21 protein-coding genes are annotated in these 19,613 nt (G+C 33.9%); 16 read left to right on the forward strand and 5 right to left on the reverse strand.

All coding sequences use genetic code 11. The annotated features are described in order from the left end of the window. Positions 1-54: 54 nt before the first annotated feature. The gene (locus DRF58_RS07680) at positions 55-1,059 is read right to left on the reverse strand and encodes an AAA family ATPase (protein ID WP_116034352.1); all 1,005 of its coding nucleotides are present in this window, start codon (positions 1,057-1,059) and stop codon (positions 55-57) included. Positions 1,060-1,270: 211 nt separating this feature from the next. Between DRF58_RS07680 and DRF58_RS07685 the strand changes: the two genes are divergently transcribed. The 9 genes from DRF58_RS07685 to DRF58_RS07725 all read left to right on the forward strand — a co-directional run bounded on the left by DRF58_RS07685 (position 1,271) and on the right by DRF58_RS07725 (position 8,092). Then, positions 1,271-1,513 carry a hypothetical protein gene (locus DRF58_RS07685; RefSeq protein ID WP_116034354.1) on the forward strand — a complete coding sequence of 81 codons (243 nt, stop codon included), beginning with the start codon at positions 1,271-1,273 and terminating at the stop codon, positions 1,511-1,513. After that, on the forward strand, positions 1,504-1,821 hold the full coding sequence (locus DRF58_RS07690; protein ID WP_116034355.1) for a type II toxin-antitoxin system RelE/ParE family toxin: 318 nt from the start codon (positions 1,504-1,506) through the stop codon (positions 1,819-1,821). The genes DRF58_RS07685 and DRF58_RS07690 overlap by 10 nt, the downstream gene beginning before the upstream one ends. Before the next feature lie 18 nt (positions 1,822-1,839). Then, on the forward strand, positions 1,840-2,319 hold the full coding sequence (locus DRF58_RS07695) for a DinB family protein (protein ID WP_116034357.1): 480 nt from the start codon (positions 1,840-1,842) through the stop codon (positions 2,317-2,319). A 21-nt stretch (positions 2,320-2,340) separates the two neighbouring features. Beyond that, on the forward strand, positions 2,341-2,784 hold the full coding sequence (locus DRF58_RS07700; RefSeq protein WP_116034358.1) for a hypothetical protein: 444 nt from the start codon (positions 2,341-2,343) through the stop codon (positions 2,782-2,784). 98 nt (positions 2,785-2,882) lie between these two features. Then, entirely contained in the window at positions 2,883-3,629 is a 747-nt protein-coding gene (gene rlmB / locus DRF58_RS07705) for a 23S rRNA (guanosine(2251)-2'-O)-methyltransferase RlmB (protein ID WP_116034360.1), read from the forward strand. Positions 3,630-3,677: 48 nt separating this feature from the next. Next, positions 3,678-4,721 (forward strand): DUF6263 family protein, encoded by a 1,044-nt coding sequence (locus DRF58_RS07710; RefSeq protein ID WP_116034362.1) that lies wholly within the window; start codon positions 3,678-3,680, stop codon positions 4,719-4,721. Positions 4,722-4,730: 9 nt separating this feature from the next. Continuing rightward, on the forward strand, positions 4,731-4,958 hold the full coding sequence (locus tag DRF58_RS07715; RefSeq protein WP_116034363.1) for a hypothetical protein: 228 nt from the start codon (positions 4,731-4,733) through the stop codon (positions 4,956-4,958). 100 nt (positions 4,959-5,058) lie between these two features. After that, a complete protein-coding gene (locus tag DRF58_RS07720; protein WP_116034365.1) occupies positions 5,059-7,596 on the forward strand; it encodes a YfhO family protein in 2,538 nt (845 codons plus the stop codon). A 25-nt stretch (positions 7,597-7,621) separates the two neighbouring features. After that, complete coding sequence (locus DRF58_RS07725) at positions 7,622-8,092, forward strand: hypothetical protein (protein WP_116034366.1); 471 nt, start codon at positions 7,622-7,624, stop codon at positions 8,090-8,092. A 63-nt stretch (positions 8,093-8,155) separates the two neighbouring features. Here the strand turns inward: DRF58_RS07725 and rpsO are convergent, their stop codons facing one another. The 4 genes from rpsO to thrA form a co-directional block, all read right to left on the reverse strand. Beyond that, on the reverse strand, positions 8,156-8,425 hold the full coding sequence (gene rpsO, locus DRF58_RS07730) for a 30S ribosomal protein S15 (protein ID WP_116034368.1): 270 nt from the start codon (positions 8,423-8,425) through the stop codon (positions 8,156-8,158). A gap of 85 nt (positions 8,426-8,510) precedes the next feature. Beyond that, positions 8,511-9,818, reverse strand: coding sequence for a threonine synthase (gene thrC, locus DRF58_RS07735; protein ID WP_116034370.1), 1,308 nt, complete (start codon positions 9,816-9,818; stop codon positions 8,511-8,513). A 63-nt stretch (positions 9,819-9,881) separates the two neighbouring features. Further along, positions 9,882-10,808, reverse strand: coding sequence for a homoserine kinase (locus DRF58_RS07740; RefSeq protein ID WP_116034371.1), 927 nt, complete (start codon positions 10,806-10,808; stop codon positions 9,882-9,884). An 82-nt stretch (positions 10,809-10,890) separates the two neighbouring features. After that, the gene (thrA, locus tag DRF58_RS07745; protein WP_116034373.1) at positions 10,891-13,335 is read right to left on the reverse strand and encodes a bifunctional aspartate kinase/homoserine dehydrogenase I; all 2,445 of its coding nucleotides are present in this window, start codon (positions 13,333-13,335) and stop codon (positions 10,891-10,893) included. A gap of 537 nt (positions 13,336-13,872) precedes the next feature. Between thrA and DRF58_RS07750 the strand changes: the two genes are divergently transcribed. From DRF58_RS07750 to DRF58_RS07780, 7 genes are all read left to right on the forward strand, one after another. Continuing rightward, positions 13,873-14,214: a PadR family transcriptional regulator gene (locus DRF58_RS07750; RefSeq protein WP_116034374.1), complete on the forward strand. Its 342-nt coding sequence runs from the start codon at positions 13,873-13,875 to the stop codon at positions 14,212-14,214. 4 nt (positions 14,215-14,218) lie between these two features. Further along, entirely contained in the window at positions 14,219-15,919 is a 1,701-nt protein-coding gene (locus DRF58_RS07755; protein ID WP_116034376.1) for a PspC domain-containing protein, read from the forward strand. Between the two features lie 92 nt (positions 15,920-16,011). After that, positions 16,012-16,842 (forward strand): GLPGLI family protein, encoded by an 831-nt coding sequence (locus DRF58_RS07760; RefSeq protein WP_116034377.1) that lies wholly within the window; start codon positions 16,012-16,014, stop codon positions 16,840-16,842. A gap of 247 nt (positions 16,843-17,089) precedes the next feature. Continuing rightward, entirely contained in the window at positions 17,090-17,662 is a 573-nt protein-coding gene (locus tag DRF58_RS07765) for a 1-acyl-sn-glycerol-3-phosphate acyltransferase (protein ID WP_116034379.1), read from the forward strand. Between the two features lie 80 nt (positions 17,663-17,742). Beyond that, positions 17,743-18,174, forward strand: a complete 432-nt coding sequence (locus tag DRF58_RS07770) for a PaaI family thioesterase (protein WP_116034380.1) — start codon at positions 17,743-17,745, stop codon at positions 18,172-18,174. 11 nt (positions 18,175-18,185) lie between these two features. Continuing rightward, on the forward strand, positions 18,186-19,163 hold the full coding sequence (locus tag DRF58_RS07775; protein WP_185144537.1) for a chorismate-binding protein: 978 nt from the start codon (positions 18,186-18,188) through the stop codon (positions 19,161-19,163). A 104-nt stretch (positions 19,164-19,267) separates the two neighbouring features. Beyond that, a complete protein-coding gene (locus tag DRF58_RS07780) occupies positions 19,268-19,585 on the forward strand; it encodes a DUF6804 family protein (protein WP_116034384.1) in 318 nt (105 codons plus the stop codon). Positions 19,586-19,613 lie beyond the last annotated feature (28 nt).

Here is a 19,613-nt window from a genome sequence, read left to right on the forward strand (position 1 = left end):
GTTTTCAGACATCGAAGTTTTCCGACAGCTGACAACCATCAACTAACAACCAGTTTAGGGCGCTTGTATTTTCCCTAAAATTTTATTGACGATTTCGTCCTGAGCGACTTCTTCTGCGTCCGCTTCGAAACTCAATCCGATTCTGTGTCTCAAAACATCTTTTGCAATATCCTTCACATCTTCAGGAATTACAAATGCTCTTCCTTTGATGAAAGCATAAGCTCTGGAAGCAATTGCCAAATTGATACTCGCTCTTGGCGACGCTCCGAAACTGATATAATTTTTAAGTTCGGACAATCCATATTTTTCAGGATAACGGGTTGCGAAAACCATATCCAGAATATATTTTTCGATTTTTTCGTCCAGATAGATTTGATTGATGAGCTTCTTCGCTTCAACAATCTGTTCAAGATTAACGACCTGTCTGATTTGAGGAATATCCTGTGTAGAAATCATTCTCATTACCTTTCTTTCATCTTCAAATTCAGGGTAATCTATTTTACATTTTAGCATAAAACGGTCGGTTTGTGCTTCTGGCAAAAGATAAGTTCCTTCTTGATCAATGGGGTTTTGAGTGGCTAATACAAGGAAAGGTTTTGGCAATTGCATTGTTTCATCTCCGATTGTCACTTGTTTTTCCTGCATTACTTCCAAAAGTGCGGACTGAACTTTCGCCGGCGCACGGTTGATTTCATCCGCTAAAACGAAATTAGCGAAAACAGGTCCTTTTTTTATAGAAAAATCATTGTCTTTGACATTATAAATCATTGTTCCCACAACATCTGCAGGCAACAAATCCGGTGTAAACTGAATCCTGGAAAACTCCCCGTCAACAGCTTCGGACAAAGTTTTGATCGCTAAAGTTTTTGCCAAACCGGGAACACCTTCCAAAAGAACGTGACCATTTCCCAGAAGTCCTATCAAAAGACGGTCAATCATATATTCCTGACCGATAATAGCGCGGTTGATTTCTTGTTTTAGGATATTAAAAAAGTAATTCTGTTCTTTTACTTTCTCGGTAAGTTGTCTGATATCTTCTGCTTGATTCAATTCTGGCATAGTTAATCTTAATAATTGGTAAATTTCATATAAAAACCCGCAACAGCAAACACAACAATTGCTAATCTTGCGTTAAATATTTGTTAAAAGGATTGAGGTTGTAGGTTATAAGTCGGAAGTCTTAAGCAAACTGCTTTAGTTTTTGTTAATAAATTTGGAACATTTGTCGTTTATAAAGAATTAGTTTAAATTTGATATAAATTTGAATAATATGAATTTAGAAGGACGAAAATTATCATTGGTTCAAGAATTTCTGAGAATAGACAATGAAAATATCATTGGTGCTTTGGAAAAATTCCTTCATAAAAGTAAATCCGATTTTTTTGAACAAAATTTAAAACCAAAATCTTTACAACAGTTTTACCAAGAAATTGACCAAGCTTTGGAAGATGAAAAAAACAGTAATTTAGTTTCTGTAAATGACCTAAAAGACAAAATCCAGAAATGGAGTTAAAGATTTTTTGGTCACAACTTGCAGAAGACCAATTGATAGATATTTTTCAATATTACAAATTTAAAGCTGGTGTCAAAATTGCAAAGAAAATCGTGACTGATATTGTTGATAAAACAATTGACATTGACAAAAATCCAAAAATAGGACAAACCGAAGAGCTTTTGAAAGATAGAAAACAAGAATTTCGGTATTTGGTTTCGAGCAATTATAAAATAATTTACTACATCAATTTGGAAACTCAGAGAATCGTGATCGCCAATGTTTTTGACACAAGGCAAAATCCAGAAAAACTGAGTGAAACAAAATAAAAATTTCAATAAAATTAAATGAATTATCATTTTGCCAATCATAGACAAGTCAGAAAAAATCTGCTTGACCTATTACAAAATACTTCAGAAAAAGACCTTCTCACGATTCCTGACGGATTCAATAACAATATCTACTGGAATATCGCCCATTGTATTGCTCAGCAACAATTGCTTTGTTATTATCTCAGTGGAAACCAATTCCGAATTGACAAATATTGGGTAGAAACTTATAAAAAAGGAACATTCGCAAATGTAGATGTAAAACAGTCCGAAATGGAAGATTTGGCTTATCTTCTGATAGAAACTTCAAAAATTTTGATGAAGGATTTTGACAATGACTTTTTCTCAGATTACACACCCTATTCTACAAGTTTTGGGATTGATTTGAAGAATATTCAGGATGCAATTATTTTCAATAATATGCACGAGAGTATTCATTACGGTTACATTTTGGCTCAGAAAAGAGCTTTGATTGGGGAAGGACTCAGCAGTTTATAAATGATCAATTATAAGAGATAAATGATTTCTTTTAATTTTCGATTTCTTTTTCCGATTTTTATTTTAGGGTTGTTGTCATTTTCAAAATCTGAGAATGAAAGATTCAAATATTATCAACAAATTAGCAAAACTCAAGAAATTGAAGTTTTCTATTTGACTTGGCAAGACACTAACTTACCAAATTTCATCAAAACATCAGATTACAAAAAGTACGTTGACAATGCGGAGTTGATTGATTATTGTTTCTACGTCGATTCCAAAGCCCCAGAGAAAAGGAAATTCAAAATTCCGACCACAACAGATAAATTGATTAAGAGAATCCCGTTGACAATCAAAGGAAAATTCTTTAAAACAAAACAATTTGATGATACTTTTCCTACTCCATTATTTGAAGATTTGCGAAAAACCGGGGATTTGAAATTCAAAACCGAGAATGATGATTTTTTGGTTTTTATGTTGGATTGATTTTAATGTTAAACAATCATAAATAAAACGTCCTGGCTCTCAATCCTTGACTTCATTAATTACAAAAACCTTACTTTTGTAAATTCAAAATCTCATTAATGAATCCAGAGAAAAAAGACGATTTCATCTTCGGTCTTAGACCCGTTTTAGAAGCCTTAGAAGCAGGAAAAACTATTGACAAAATTTTTGTTCAAAATGCTTTGCAAGGTGAAATCTATATAGAACTGAAACAACTTTTATCAAAACATAACATTCGTCCCAATTACGTTCCCGTAGAAAAACTGAATCGTTTTACGAGAAAAAACCATCAAGGTGTAGTTGCTTTCATCTCAGATGTTCCTTTTCATAAGATTGAAGATGTTTTGCCTCAGATTTTCGAAGCAGGAAAAACACCTTTTATCCTTGTTCTTGACAGATTGACAGACGTTAGAAACTTTGGTGCAATTTGCAGAACTGCGGAATGTGTTGGCGTTGACGCTGTTGTAATTCCTGAAAAAGGAGCAGCTCCAATTAATTCGGATGCTATTAAAACTTCCGCTGGAGCAATCTATAACATCAAAATCTGTAAAGAAAAAAATCTGGCGCATACTGTTGATTTTCTGCAACAAAGCGGTGTTTCCGTTTTTGCGGCGACAGAAAAGGCGCAAAAATTGATATATGATGTCGACTTCAAAGAACCTTGCGCCATCGTAATGGGAAATGAAGAAACTGGAATCTCCAAAGAAGTGCTTCATCACGCTGATGAAAAAATAAAACTTCCGATAGAAGGTAAAACCCAGTCTCTGAACGTCTCTGTAGCTTGTGGAGCAATTCTTTACGAAGCAATGAGACAGAAAATAAAATAAGAAACAAGAATCAAGAACAAAGAGAAAAGATTCTTAAAATCAAATTAAATGAAAAAATTAACAGCGCTTGCGCTAATTGCAATAACATTAGTAGCTTGTAAAAAAGAAACCAAAACTATTACAAGAGTTGACCCAAAAACGGGAAAAACAGAAACTGTAACCGTAGAAGTTTCCTCTGAAGAAGCTGCAAAACCAAAAGCGATTGCTGACAGCAGTGGGATTTATAAGCAAAAATTCATTCTGGAAAAAGGAACAACTTATCCATTAGTTTCTTATCAAAGAGAAATCCAACAATTGACTTCACCAGACGGAAAAACGGTTTCTGGAACGAGTGAAACAACAGACGAAATGTCTATCACCGTGAATGATTTCAAAGACAACATCTACGATTTGACTCTGAATATGGTTGGAAAAAGAATGTCAACAACAGCTAACGGAAAAACGGTTTCTATTGATACTAAAAAACCAGCTCCCAAAGAAGATAATCTAAAAATGGATTACATCGTGAGCAAAGGTTTAGCTGGAAACAAACTGAATGTTAAAATGGATTCTTACGGAAACATCAAATCCATCACAGGTTTTGATTCTGTTTATAATAATCTAAAAAAAGCTATTGCTGGAACTGTAAAAGACACCAAACAACAAGATGCCTTTATAGAAAGTTTCAAAGCTGGTTTCAATGAGGAAATGTTGAAAGAACAATTAAGCAAAAACCTTAAATTGATTCCTGCAAAAGGAACAAAAATCGGAGAAAAATGGACAACTTCCGAAGATATTGACCCAAGTGGAAAATTGAAACAAACTTTGACATTCACTTTGGTAAAAGTTGAAGATGGAAAAGCGGAAATTAGTGTAACTGGTGTAATTCCTTCCAAATCTGACAAACAGAGCCAAAACGGAATGACACATACAATGAGTATGGGCGGTTCTGAAAGCGGAAAAATCATCATCGATGAAAATACAGGCTGGCTTCTGAACCAAAACCTTTCCGTAAAAACAAATCAGAAAGAAACTTTGTCAGACGGAAAACAGTCGCAAAGTATGACCAAAAACTCTACAACATCTATTATTATTAATCCTTCTTATAAATAAAATTAGGAAATGAAATACATTTTCGAATTCATATTAGCAACTATCATCATATTCTTCGTTTGGAATATTTTGAAACGATTGTTTTTCAATGCATTCTATAAAAATTTCCCGAATCTTAATCCAAGAAATCAACAACAGAACGAGCAAACCAATTCTAAAAAAATGCCCAACAAAAAAGTAAATTGGGATGCGGAAACGGTAGATTATGAGGAAGTGAAGGAAGAGAAGAAAAATTAGTTTAATCTTAACTAAAATAAACAGAAAACCTTTCAGATTTTTAAGTCTGAAAGGTTTTTTAATATTAAATTTGGAATTTAAAAATCAAAAGACATTTTATATGTTCAAAAACAAGAAAAATATCCTATTCGTTATCGCCAGTCTGGTGATTTTCGTTTTGCTGGCAGTTTTATACGCCAATCCAGTAATCTCCGGAAAACGTCTGATGCAACACGACATCGTTTTCTACAAAGGAGGTGCTGAAGAACTTTTGCAATATCGTGCAAATAACGAAAACGAAACTTACTGGAGCGATGCAATGTTTGGCGGAATGCCAACTTATCAGACCGGAGCTCAGTTCCGAGGCGATATTATCAAAAAAATTGATGACTTGTTTTTGTTCCTTCCAAAACCTGCTAATTACCTTTTCTTGCTATTTGCCGGATTTTTCTTTTTAGGAATGGTCGCAGTTCGTAATTGGAAATATGCTTTGCTGGGTGCAACATTCTTTGGATTATCGACATACTTTTACATTATCATTGCTGCTGGACACAACGGAAAAGTTCACACTATTGCTTATTTCGCGCCATTACTAGCCGGGATTCTTTTAGTTTATATCAGAAAAAAATATATTCTAGGATTCATTGTTACGACTTTGTTTGCCGGATTGCAGATTTGTGCGAATCACCCACAGATGACTTATTATCTGTTCCTTGGATTAGGATTTTTATTCTTGTCTGAATTAATAAGAGCTATCAAAGGAAAAATCGAATGGAAACATTTTTTGATTTCTTCTGGAATTGTTGGATTAGGTGTAATTCTCGGAGTTGGAATGAATTCGCAAAGAATTATGGCCAATGCAGAATATGTGAAAGAAACAGTGCGTGGAAAACAAATCCTGTACACTGGTTCTCACACCGCAGGAAAATCTGGAATGGATAAAGAAAGTATCACAATGTGGAGCTACGGAAAACTGGAAACTTTGAATCTCTTTATTCCCAGATTAATGGGAGGCGGAAGTCAGGAACCGGGTTCTGACAAAATGATGGAACACGTACAGGAACTAGCTCAGGAAAATATCAAATCCCAACAGGAATACGAAATGATGATGAAAGGTTTTGGAAGTCTCACCTACTGGGGCGACCAACCGAGCACATCTGGACCAGCATATCAGGGTGCGGTTGTTTGTTTCTTAGCGATTTTAGGATTTTTCTTTGCCGGAAAAAAATACAGATACTGGATTTTAGGCGCTTCGATTTTGACAGTTTTATTAGCTTGGGGAAGCAATTTCTCTGCGCTCACAGATTTCTTTATTGACTATGTTCCGATGTACAACAAGTTCCGTGCGCCGTCTTCTATCTTGGTAGTTGTAGAATTTTTGTTTCCTTTCATTGCGATTCTCGGGCTTTATCAATTCTTCACGAATGAAAAATTAACAGAAGAAAGCAAAAAGAAAACTTTGATATATGTTTCCGGAACTGTTTTAGGAATTACGTTGTTGTTAACGCTTTTCGGAAAAGGAATTTTAGGATTTTACACTGCGAATGAGAAAACTTATCTTCCACCTTACGTTTTGGATTATTTGGTTGATGAACGTTACAAAATGTTCCAAGCCGATGCTCTGAAAGCTATTGTTTTTGTAGCAATCACAGCTATCGTTATGTTCTTAGGACTGAAGAAAAAACTCAATATCAATATCGCTTTACTGATTATCGGAATTGTAAGTTTGTTCGACCTTTGGACGGTTAACAGACGTTATTTGAACGATGATAATTTCGTGGATAAAACTTTTGCTGATTATCCTTTCCAAACCGAAAATTCGGAATATCTGATGAGTAAAGCCGGAAACGATTCTTTTGTTCAAAGTCTTTTGCAACAAACAAACGTTAATAAAGCTTTGCAAACAATCGCTGAGAAAGATAAAGACCATTACAGAGTTTTCAATAATATTCTATCGACTTTCAGCGAGACAAATACTTCTTACTTCAAATCGTCAATCGGAGGTTATCACGCGGTGAAATTGAGACGTTATGATGATTTAATCAACAAATATTTCTCGACAACAGACCAAGTAAAAACGGTCAACATTCTGAATATGCTGAACACCAAATATTTCTTAGTTGGTGACCAGCAAAAACCAGAAATCACACCCAATCCTGAAGCGAATGGCAATGCGTGGTTTGTTTCTGACATCAAATTCGTGGACAATCCAAATGAAGAACTTAACGAAACAGGAAATGTGGACACAAAGAAAATTGCGGTAATTTCTAAAGAGGATAGAGCATATTTCAACGGGAAAAATCTGGTTAAGGATTCAACAGCTTATTTGGATTTGAAAACTTATCAGCCCAACGAATTATCTTTTTATTCATCTTCTAAAACGCCTCAGTTGGCTGTATTTTCAGAAATCTATTATCCTCACGGCTGGAATGTTTATTTGGATGGAAATAAGGTAGATTACATCAAAGCAAATTATCTTTTGAGAGCACTTTATGTTCCTGCAGGAAAACATAAAATCGAAATGAAATTTGAACCAGCTGTTATTGAAACTGGGAAATTATTTTCTTTAATCAGTTTTGGTTTGTTTGTTTTGTTGAGTTTGGTTGGTGGTTATTTTTTGGTGAAGAATTATCGAAAGTCTGAGATTGCTGAAGCTTAATAAATAATTTCCAAACTATAAATCAATGAATAAATATAGTTTTGACATTAAAACTTCCGATGATTTTTATAATAAATTAAAAGAAGATTATAATGAATTTTGTACGAAGGAGACATCAAGCAGAATTGCTTTGAATTGTGCTATGACAGCTTGGCATTTACACGAATGGATTTATAAGGATTACAAACACACTCAACTAAAAGCAGTTAAGAATATAGGTGATTTCAAAGATAAAATAAAAATATTATGTCCTTCACTAAAAATTATGCAGGATTTATGTAATGGAACAAAGCACACAGAGGGAAATACGTCGTCAAAAGTAATTAATACAGAAAAATACGAAGGTTCTTTTGACTTCACTTTTGATTCTACTTTCGATACATCAAGTTTAGATATAGAATTGTCGAATGGAACAAAAACAGAGTTCTCAGTTGAATTGCAAAAGTGCATTGATTTTTATGAGTCGTATTTTTCAAATTTCCTAAAAAAAATATAAATTTAATAATACAAAAAAAGCAACTCAAATTGAGTTGCTTTAATTTTTTGCGTGAGCTCAGGATTACTTTCTGATTCCTAGTTCAGCGATAATTGCTCTATATCTGTTGATATCTTTTTTCTTCAAATAATCTAAAAGAGCTTTTCTTTTACCTACTAATTTCACTAGAGATCTTTCTGTGTTGAAATCGTGACGATTAGCTTTCAAGTGCTGAGTTAAGTGGTTGATTCTAAATGTGAATAGAGCAACTTGTCCTTCAGCAGTTCCTGTGTCTTGTGCAGATTTACCGTGCTTCGCGAAAATTTCTGCTTTTTTTTCTGTTGTTAAATACATTCCAATATTATTTAAATGATTATTATGTAACGAGGTGCAAAGATAAGATTATTTTCTGGATTAGAAACTGTAAATCAAAAAATTATCACTTCTCCTCTATCAGATAGTTTTTCACAGCTTCAAAATCAACAGGAAACTCTACAGATTTCTTTTCTCTTTTATTAAAAGCTTCCAATTTTTCAGGAATTTCAATTTGCTCTTTCAGAACATCTTCTACCACTTCAACAAATTTCGCAGGATGAGCAGTTTCCAACAAAACACCAACAAAATCTTCATTTATTTTGTCACTCTGAGCTTGTCGAAGAGCCTGAAGTCCAAGATATGCAACTGCACCGTGTGGGTCAAGCGTATAATTAAAATCTTTTTTTACTTCTTGCATTGCTTTTTTCGTTGCTTCATCAGAAAAAGAATACGATTTAATTTCTTTTTTGAATTCCGAAACATCATTATTGAACAAGCTTTTCATTCTTTCAAAATTACTGGGATTGCCAACATCCATTGCGTTGCTGATGGTTTGTTTCGAAGGTTTTGATTCGTAATTCCCAGTTTCTAAAAACTTCGGGACTACATCATTTTCATTAGTTGAAGCTACAAAATGATGAATTGGCAATCCCATTTTCTTAGCAAAAAGTCCCGCTGTTAAATTTCCAAAATTTCCACTTGGAACCGAGAAAACAATCGGTTTTTTCAATTTTTGCAATTGTGCAAATGCCCAGAAATAATAAAATGATTGAGGAATTAATCTCGCAATATTGATACTATTTGCTGATGTCAAAGTGAATTTCTGATTCAATTCTTCGTCGGACAAAATCTGTTTTGCCAAAGCTTGACAATCGTCAAAAGTACCATGAATTTCCAAAGCTTTGATATTTCCGCCCCAAGTTGTCAATTGTTTTTCTTGCAACGGACTCACTTTTCCTTTTGGATAAAGAATATAAACTTCAATTCCTGGAACTCCGAAAAATCCTGAAGCGACCGCACTTCCCGTATCGCCGGAAGTTGCAGCAATTACTTTCATTGGTTTTCCTTCCGAGAAATAAGACATCATTCTTGCCATAAATCTCGCTCCAACATCTTTGAAAGCCATCGTTGGACCGTGGAATAATTCTAATGAATAAATATTCTCCGAAATTTTTACAGCTGGAATTTCGAAATTCAAAACCTCATCAATGATTTCTTTTAAATTATCATCTGAAATGGATTCGCCAAGAAATTCTTTTGCTACTCGAAATCCGATTTCCTGTAAAGTAAGGTTTGGAAGATTTTCAAAAAATTCTGAATCTAATTGCGGAATATATTCCGGCATAAAAAGTCCACCGTCATCTGCCAAACCTTTTAAAATGGCTGTTTTTATATTAGTTGCTTGTTGTTGTCTTGTTGATATGTATTTCATTTTGTTGATAGTTGTTATTTGTCGGTTGACAGTCTTTCCTCTTTGTTCTTTATTCTTTTATCTTTAAAGAACTCTCGCTCCTTCATCATTGATTTTCGTTACAAAAGCTTCGCTTTCTATATTTTTTTGATTGAGTAATTCTTTGATTTTGAATGAAATTTCTTCCGCTGTTTCTTTCTTTTCGCACAAAGCAAAAACCGACGGACCAGAACCAGAAATCCCGAAACCAATCGCACCGTTATCTAAAGCCAGTTGTTTCATCTCATAAAAATATGGAATCAACATTGCGCGAACCGGCTCTATGATGACATCTTCCATACTTCGGCTAACCAAATCCAAATCGCCAGTACAAAATCCCGCAACCAAACCTGCGACATTTCCCCATTGCTGAACCGCAGATTTGAGACTGATTCTTTCTTTGATGATTTTCCTCGCTTCGCCTGTCAGAACATCTACGTGCGGATGAACGGAAACCACAGACAAATCTTTTGGATAAGGCAGTTTGATTGCGTCTAAAGGTTCATAACTTCTTACCAAAACCAAACCTCCCAAAAGCGCCGGCGCAACATTGTCTGCGTGTGCATTTCCGCAGGCAATTCTCTCGCCTTCCATCGCCAATGGCAACAATTCTTGTTTTGTGTATGGTTTTCCCATCAACTCATTGATTGCAACCAAAGCCGCAACGCTACTCGCTGCGCTAGAACCCATTCCGCTGTTGAGCGGCATTTTTTTATATAATTCGATATCAATTCCTTGATTCGAATTGATTTTTTCCAGAAATAATCTAATGACGTGTGAAACAACATTTTTATTCGGGTCTTTCGGAAGTTTACCGTTATCGCCTTCGATTTTTGTAATGACGATTTGATTGGAATCGTTCTTTTTCAAGATAATTTCATCGCCGGGTTCTTGTATAGCAAAACCGAGAACGTCGTAACCACAAACGACATTAGCAACTGTAGCCGGAGCAAAAACTTTTATAGAATCCATTTTTAATTATTAATTGTTAATGGTAAATTGTTAATTGATTGGTGTTAAAAATTAATCATTGATAATTAATCATTAACAATTATTATTGAGCTGTAACTCTTACTAAATCTGCAAAAACTCCAGCGGCTGTAACTTCTGCACCTGCGCCCGGACCTTTTACAACTAACGGCGTATTTTTGTATCTTGATGTTGTGAACGAAATGATATTATCACTTCCTGACAATCCGAAAAACGGATGATTAGCATCTACAATCTGAACTTCTATGTTGATTTTTCCATCTTCAAGAACACCAATTAATCTCAATTTTCTTCCGGAATTTTCTGCTTCATTTTTGAATGATGAAAAGTAAGGTTCGTGTTTTTCCAGCTCTTCGTAGAAGGCAGGAATTGATTCTGCTTTGAGACAAGCTTCCGGAAGGAAATCTTTGATATTAACATTTGACATTTCCAACGGCAATCCGATTTCTCTTCCAAGAATCAGCATTTTTCGAGAGAAATCCATTCCGTTCAAATCATCTCTCGGGTCTGGTTCTGTATAACCTAATTCCTGAGCAGTTCTTACAACTTCTGCAAAAGTATTATCGCCAACATAATTATTGAAAATGTAAGAAATTGTTCCCGATAAAATTGCTTCGATTTTCAGAATTTCGTCACCGGAAATCCAAAGGTCATTTAAGGTTTTGATAATTGGAAGACCAGCTCCAACGTTAGTCTCATATAAGAAACTCACATTGTTCTTTTTTGCCAATCTTTTGAACTTACTGTATTGTTCGTAAGACGAAGAATTTCCTTTTTTGTTACAAGTTACAATTGAGATATTATTATTGAATAACAATGAATATTCTGCAACAGCATCTTCGCTGGAAGTATTGTCTACAAAAACCAAATTAGGTAAATTTTTACTTGAAATAGAATTTATAAATTCTTTCAAATCTGATTTTTGTAAATTAGTATTAAAGTTATTATTTAAATCAAAATCAGATTCAGGATTATCGAAAATTTTCATTTCCCGACTGTTAGTAATTCCTACAACATTGATTTTAATCTGATGATTTTCTTCGAGATTTCTCTGTTCTCTTTCCAATTGTCGGAACAATTCTTTCCCGATATTTCCTGTTCCCGCAAACATCACATTAAAGGTTTTTACAGGTGAAAGCAACAGCGAATCGTGAACAACATTAAGAGCTTTTGAAAGTTCATTTCTTTCAATCACGGCAGAAATATTGAGCTCAGATGAACCTTGTGCAATCGCAATGATGTTGATTCCGTTTTTGCCCAATGCACTGAAAAATTTACCGCTGATTCCTCTCGTTTTTTTCATATTTTCGCCAACGACAGAAAGAATACTTAACTCATTATCGAACTGCGGTTCATCAATTTTATTGGCATTAATTTCAAAATCAAATTCTTCATAAATTGCTGTTTTGGCTTTTTTCTCATCATCAAAAGAAACCACAAACGAAATACTGTGTTCAGAACTTGCCTGCGTAATGAGGATTACATTGACTTCATATTTCGCCAAAGCATTGAACAATCTTCCACTGAAACCTTTCATCCCAATCATCCCATTTCCAGTAATATTAATGAGGCAGGTTTTCTCGATAGAAACAATTCCTTTGATAAGACCTTTTGAAATTTCAGATTTCTGATGAATCAAAGTTCCTTGACTTTCCGGCTTAAAAGTATTTTTAATGTAAATCGGAATTTGGCTTTCAATAGCAGGAATCATTGTTGGAGGATAAATCACTTTTGCACCGAAATACGACATTTCCATTGCTTCCTGGTAACTCAATTCAGATTGAGAAAATGCATTTTTAACCAATCTTGGATCAGCCGTTAAGAAACCGTCAACATCTGTCCAAATCTGTATTTCGTCAGCTTTTAAACCTGAACCTAAAATTGCGGCGGTGTAATCAGAACCTCCTCTTCCCAAAGTGGTGGTATCATCATTTTTATCTTTTGCGATAAAACCCGTAACAACATAAACTTGATTTTCCAGTTTCCAGTTTTTAAGGTTTTCATTGGTTTTTTTAGAATCGACATTCGCATTTCCGAAATGAGAATCTGTTGCAATCAATTCTCTTGAATCTTGGAAAACTGCAGGGAAATTTTCTGATTGAAGAAAAGCTGAGACAATCTTGCTAGACATCTGTTCTCCGTAAGAAAGCAGTCTATCCTTGATTCTGTCTGATAATTCACCCAGATTTTTAACACTGAATAAAACATCTTCGACCTCATTGAAACTCACTTTCACCATCATCAATAATGGATTTTGAGCCGTCCTTGGCAACAATTCTGAAATAATCTGATAATGTTTTTCTTCTGCAGATTTCAAGATTTCAGAAAAATCGTTCTGTTTCAAAGCTTCTTGCGATGCCGATAAAAGTGCATTCGTGATTCCTGATAAAGCGGAACAAACAACGATTAAAGGTTTGTCTTTATTAAATTCTTTTTCAATGATTGATTTTACATTTCTCAATGCTTCTACACTTCCAACCGAAGTTCCCCCAAATTTTAAAATTTTCATTATTTGATATTCTTATTTTTTTAAACACTTCGACTCCGCTCAGTGTGACAATTCTAAATAATATTAGATTTACTCAAAACAAAAAGCCTTTCTGAATTCAGAAAGGCTTTTGTTAATTATCTATTTTTCACAATATCACAAACACACCTTTCTGCAGCTACGAATTGTAGTTGTTGTAGAAATCGTTGTTGTGGTTGTAAAATTCATTATCGTTTTGTAAATCTGTTACGAAAATATGAAAACATTTCTCATCTGCAAATTTTAAAAGCAATTTTTTAAAATTAATTCAACAAATCATCAAAATTTCTGAATTTGAAAATTTCAACGAAATTATCATTTAAAATTTTTAATACTGAAAATCAATTACTTAAATACTATATTTAAAAATATTTACTACTTTGTATTGCATAATACCATTCTATTTATATATCTTTGCAATGTAAAGTTAGAGAAGCGAGTTCGAAGCTGACTTAAAAAACTCAAGAAAGCAAGAACATTAAACTTTATAATTATTTGAATTTTAACCAAACAATTAATATGAATACCGAGAACACAAAAGCGCAAATGCGTAAAGGAATTCTGGAATTCTGTATTTTGAGTCTTATCCAACAACGCGAAATGTATGTTTCCGACCTGATAGAATCTCTCAAAAAAGGAAAACTGGATGTAGTGGAAGGAACTCTTTATCCTCTCCTTACAAGATTGAAAAACGGCGAATTTCTCGCTTACAGATGGGAAGAATCTACAAGCGGACCGCCAAGAAAGTATTATCAGATTACTGAAAAAGGAAGCCTCTTCCTAGCAGAATTACAAAGCACTTGGCAGGAATTGACAGATTCCGTCAACCAAATCACATCAAACTCTCACTCTCAAAACTAATATTATGAACAAGACATTATCTATAGCACTCGCAGGGTTCTCTTTTATGATAGATGAACACGCTTACATCAAGCTTAGCGATTATCTGAATGCCTTGAGAAATTCTCTAGACGCTCAGGAAGCAGACGAAGTAATGCACGATATTGAAATCCGAATGGTCGAGATTTTCAAAGAAACACTTGGAAAAAGAGAAGTGGTGAATGATTCTGACGTTGAGAAAGTGATTGCTCAGATCGGAACACCTGAACAAATTGACGAACAGGAAGAAGCTTATTTTTCTGAAGGGAAACAAAAACAATCCAAAAGCAGAAGTACGTTTTACAGCAATTCTCAAAAACAGCTGTTTCGTGATCCGGAAAATGCAAAACTGGGAGGCGTTTGCGCAGGCTTAGCATCTTATTTTGGATTGGATATAACGTTGATGAGACTGATTTGGATCGCTATCTTTATTATAGGATTTCCATTAGCACCATTATTTTTGTTTGTTGGATTACTTTATGTGATACTTTGGGTAATTCTTCCCCAAGCACAAACTGCATCTGATTTTTTGAAAATGAAAGGGAAGCCAATGAATTTTGATAACCTAAAGGAAGAATCAGGGAAAATAGTTCAGTTTGCTAATGAATCTACCGAAAAAGTAGGACAAGCGTTCCAATCCCAGAAAGGAAATATTGACAATGTTGGAAATGTCGTTGTAACTATTATCAGAGTATTTTTAGGAATTATCTTTGGTTTGTTGGGCTTATCTTTTTTAATTGGTTCTTTTGCATTTGTTGGAATTAGTTTTGGTTCCGATGCAGTGAATGTTCCCGAAGGAATTGCTTTTTTCTTAGGAAATGACATGCCAAACTTTTGGCTTACCACGATCTTGGTTTTATCGTTCCTGATTCCTGCAATTATATTTACTTTGATCTCTATCAAATTATTTGCACCGAAATCTAAATTAAAATATACAGGATATATCATTGGGGCACTAATATTCCTTTGGTTCGGACTACTGTTCATCGGTGGATTCACAGCTACAAGAATGTTTACAAAATACTCAGGTGAGAACAATGAAACTCAGAATGTAAGCATTAATACAGAATCTGACAGCATCTTATTGGATGTCAAAAAAGTGAATATTCCTGCAGACTTCAAATCTTATTTTGGCGATTATTTCTCAGACGGAAAAGTCATTTACAAGGAAGATTATCCCTACGTAAAAGTAAAACGTCAGGATATTACAAAGCCATATTTGATCATCAAAAAAGAAGCAGAAGGATATAATCAGCCAATACAACTGACTGTTCCTGTTGAAATAATCGGTAATAAAATTCTTGTCCCAAATTATTTCAAATATTCTTACAATGAAAGAATGAGACATTATAACGCAAATTATGAATTGGTTGTTCCAAGACATTTCAAAGTAATAGATGTTTCTGACAAAATTAATTTGGATGACGACAATGATGACGACGACGATAATGATGACAACAGCGGAATCACAGTTGAGAAAAACAAAATCAATATCAACGGAACTACGATCGAGTACAATTCTGACGAGAATGACAGCGTAAAAATCAATGGGAAATATTACTCCAAAGATTCTGCAGATGTAGTTTTGGAAAGAATGAAATTGGATGACCAAGTTAAGAAAAGCATCAAAGACTTGAACATCAATATAAAGGATGGAAAGAAAGAAATTTCTATCAAAACTAAATAAATTGAGAGTGGATTAGTTGAAAAGCGGGCAAAAGTATTAGGACTTCCGCTTTTCTCCTAGTTCTCTTTAACCATCGAATCCCAAAATTTAATATGAAAATTTATACTATATTACTTTTGATATTCTTCACCACTCTATCAAAAGGACAAACGCATCGTTTTGTTTACGAATACAAATTCAAGCCGGATTCTACTGCCAGCAATTATAAAACTGTAAATATGGCTCTGGACATTAATCCTAAAGATGTGAAATTTTATAATTACCTCAACATCAAAAATGATTCTATCAATCGAAATGGTGGACGCAGCTACAGCTGGAACGGGACTCCTGCTTTGAAAAGAAATAGAAACTCTTTTGAGAACACCAATTACGAATACACAGGAAGTTACTTTTCCTACAAATCTATTGATAAAATGGATTGGAAACTAGACAATGAAACCAAAACGTCTGGACAATATACACTTCAAAAAGCAACAACAGATTTTGGAGGCAGACATTGGATCGCTTGGTTTTGTAAAGACATCAACATATCCGAAGGACCTTATAAATTCCAAGGATTACCAGGATTGATTTTTGAGTTGAATGATGACAAAGACAACTTCATCTTCAAATTATCAAAAAGTGAAAAACTTGAAAAAACTTATGACACGTCTTATTTTTTAGAATCTTTCTCTGGCAAAAATGCTTTGGAACTGAGCAAAGCCAATACTCACAAGCAAATGATTCAATTCTATAATGATCCAATGAAAGATATGAGAGAAAAATTTGATTCAGCAGATCCTGGAACCATAAGTGTTGGCGGAAAAATAATTACAAGCAAAGAACAGTTCAAAGAAGCGGAAAGAGTTATTCAAAATTTCATTAAAAAAAACTACAATCCTCTAGATTTGAGCAACGCTGTCATTTACCCGACAATCAATTGATAATTTAATAAAATTTTAACGTTTTAACTACACAATAAACAAAATTATTATTAAATTTGCTAAAGAAACAAACTTCTAATCACAAAAAACCACAAAAATGATTCAACTAGTATTGGAAATCGCAATCAAGATTGTAGATTTCATCAGCAACTTGTTTTGATACGTTAAAGAATACTTAGATATTTCTTAAGAATAAACATATTTTGTAAATTTGTAAAGTATGACCGTTATGGTTATACTTTTTTTTATGAAAAAACTCTTTGCGAAAGCCATTCTAAAAATCATCGGTTGGAAAGTTGTTCTTCAAGGCGATGTCAATAATCTTGACAGATGTATCTTGGTTGTTGCTCCACATACCGACAATAGTGAGTATATCTTAGGTAATCTCGCCTATTGGTCCCTTGGAAAAAAACTAAAAATTATCATTAAGGACGCTCACACAAAAGCTTGGTATGGAGCAATTGTAAAGGGAATTGGTGGAATTGGAATAGATCGTTCTCAGAAAAATGATCTTGTTAATTTTGTTGCTAACGAATTTAAAAAAAATGACTTCAGTCTTGTAATTACTCCAGAAGGAACAAGAAGTTGGGTTCCAAAATGGAGAAAAGGATTTTACAATATGGCTTTGACTGCAAAAGTCCCAATTGTTCTAGCTGGTGGTGATTATAAAAGAAAGACGATTAATTTGGGTTACAAGATTCCTTACGAAAAATTGGAAACTCATACTTTTGAGGAAATAATGCAGGAGATTCAGGATTTTTATATCCAATACGACATTACTCCTAAGCATCCAAAAAACTGGAATCCTCAGATATATTAATTAAAAATTCAAGATTTGGAGTTTAAAGCAAAAACTAAGAATCCAAACTTGAAACACTCAACTTTAAACTTCCAACAAGAATGGACGACGCAAAAAAAATAGAAATCCTTGAGCATCTCAATAATGCAAGCAAAAATACATTAGGAGAAACTCTGACAATCACTTATACCGATGTTTCTGATGAGCATCTCTCAGCAACAATGCCTGTCAACTCCAGAGTTCATCAACCTTATGGGATTATGCATGGTGGCGCAAGTTGTGTTTTGGCTGAGACTTTAGGTTCTTGTCTTTCTCTTATCAACTTGGACACTTCAAAATTTGTTCCTGTTGGGACTAATATCAATAGTAATCACTTGAAAGCGATAAGAGAAGGTATTGTTACAGGAACAGCAAAGTTTATACGAAAAGGTAACACAATGCACGTCTCGCAAATCGAAATTCGTGATGAGAAAGGTCACCTCATCAATCACACAACTATGACGAATAACATTGTTCCTGTCGGGAAAGTTTAATATTTTTGTTAATGCTCATTTTCAAATTACCCGATTCCGATATTTTCTACACTTTAGAAAAATCTCAGGAAAAAAATGTTTCTTTTGTAAGTTTTGACAACAAAACTGTTTTGGATTTTAAAGGTTCAATCCAAGAAATATCCAGAGAGAATATAGAAGGTCAAAACATTTCTCCTAAAAGCAAAAGTCCTCTTATAGAAATAGGAAAAGAGACTCCAGAATCTTATGCCCTGAAAATAGCTCAAGCGAAAGACTTTATAGAACAGAATGAACTAAAAAAACTAGTTCTTTCCAGGAGAAAACTTTTGATGTATCTGGATATTGATTCTGAAAAAAAAATATCGCTAACAAAGAGTTTTCTAAAGTTTTGTGAAAGTTACCCTAATGCTTTTTGTTATTTGTTCGAAAAAAAAGGAGAAATCTGGATGGGCGGTTTTTCGGAAGTTCTGGGAAAATTTGACAAAAAGAATAATTCTTTTGAAACAATGAGCGTTGCAGGAACCGTTCCTGTGGAAGAAAGCTGGACTGATAAAGAGATAGAAGAGCAAAAAGCAGTGACTGACTATATACAATCTATACTGAAAAAGTTCTCTTCGAATCTAAAAACATCTACAACCAAAGACTTAATATCTGGAAATATAAAACATCTAAAAACTGATTTCTCAGCAGAGATAAGTCCAGAAAGTCTTGATAAAATCATCTCAGAGCTTCATCCCACACCAGCTGTTTGTGGCTTCCCAAAAGAACTCTGTGCTCAAGGTATAAAAAGTATAGAACATTTTAATCGTGAGTTTTACGCAGGTTATATCAAAGTTGAAACAGCAGATTTTATATATTACTTTGTGAATCTAAGATGCGCTAGCTTTTTCAAAAATTATGCTTTCTTATTTGTTGGTGGTGGCATTACATTGAAAAGCGATGCGGAAAAAGAGTGGCAGGAAACAGAATTAAAATCTTTAGCAATACAAAATAATCTAATATTTGAATAATCAACACCAAAAAAAATCATTAATTACAATAAAACACTCCAACCAATAAAATTAATATCAATATATTAATTTTAATTGATTAATTTTACAAAAAACTGAGACGTATGAATCAGCTATTAAAATTAATCTTAACAGGAATTTTGATTCTCTGTTTTTTGAAAATGCCTCTCATTTTCTACAGATTTTCTGGATATATTTTATTCTCTGGTTTTGGATGGTTAGCATACGATTCATTTCAAAGAAAAGACCACATAGATGTCAAGATTTTTGTGATTCTTGCATTACTCTACAATCCTTTTATAACATTACCGTTGCCACATTTTTTATGGGTTATCATTAATGTGATAGTGATCATAGGATTGATACTGAATATCCTTTTTGCAGAAGACAATCCTTACGAGGATCAAACAAAAAAAAGATGACTAATAGTTTTAGTCATCTTTTTTTGTT

Source organism: Epilithonimonas hispanica (assembly GCF_003385395.1).
GTDB classification, from domain to species: Bacteria; Bacteroidota; Bacteroidia; order Flavobacteriales; family Weeksellaceae; genus Epilithonimonas; species Epilithonimonas hispanica.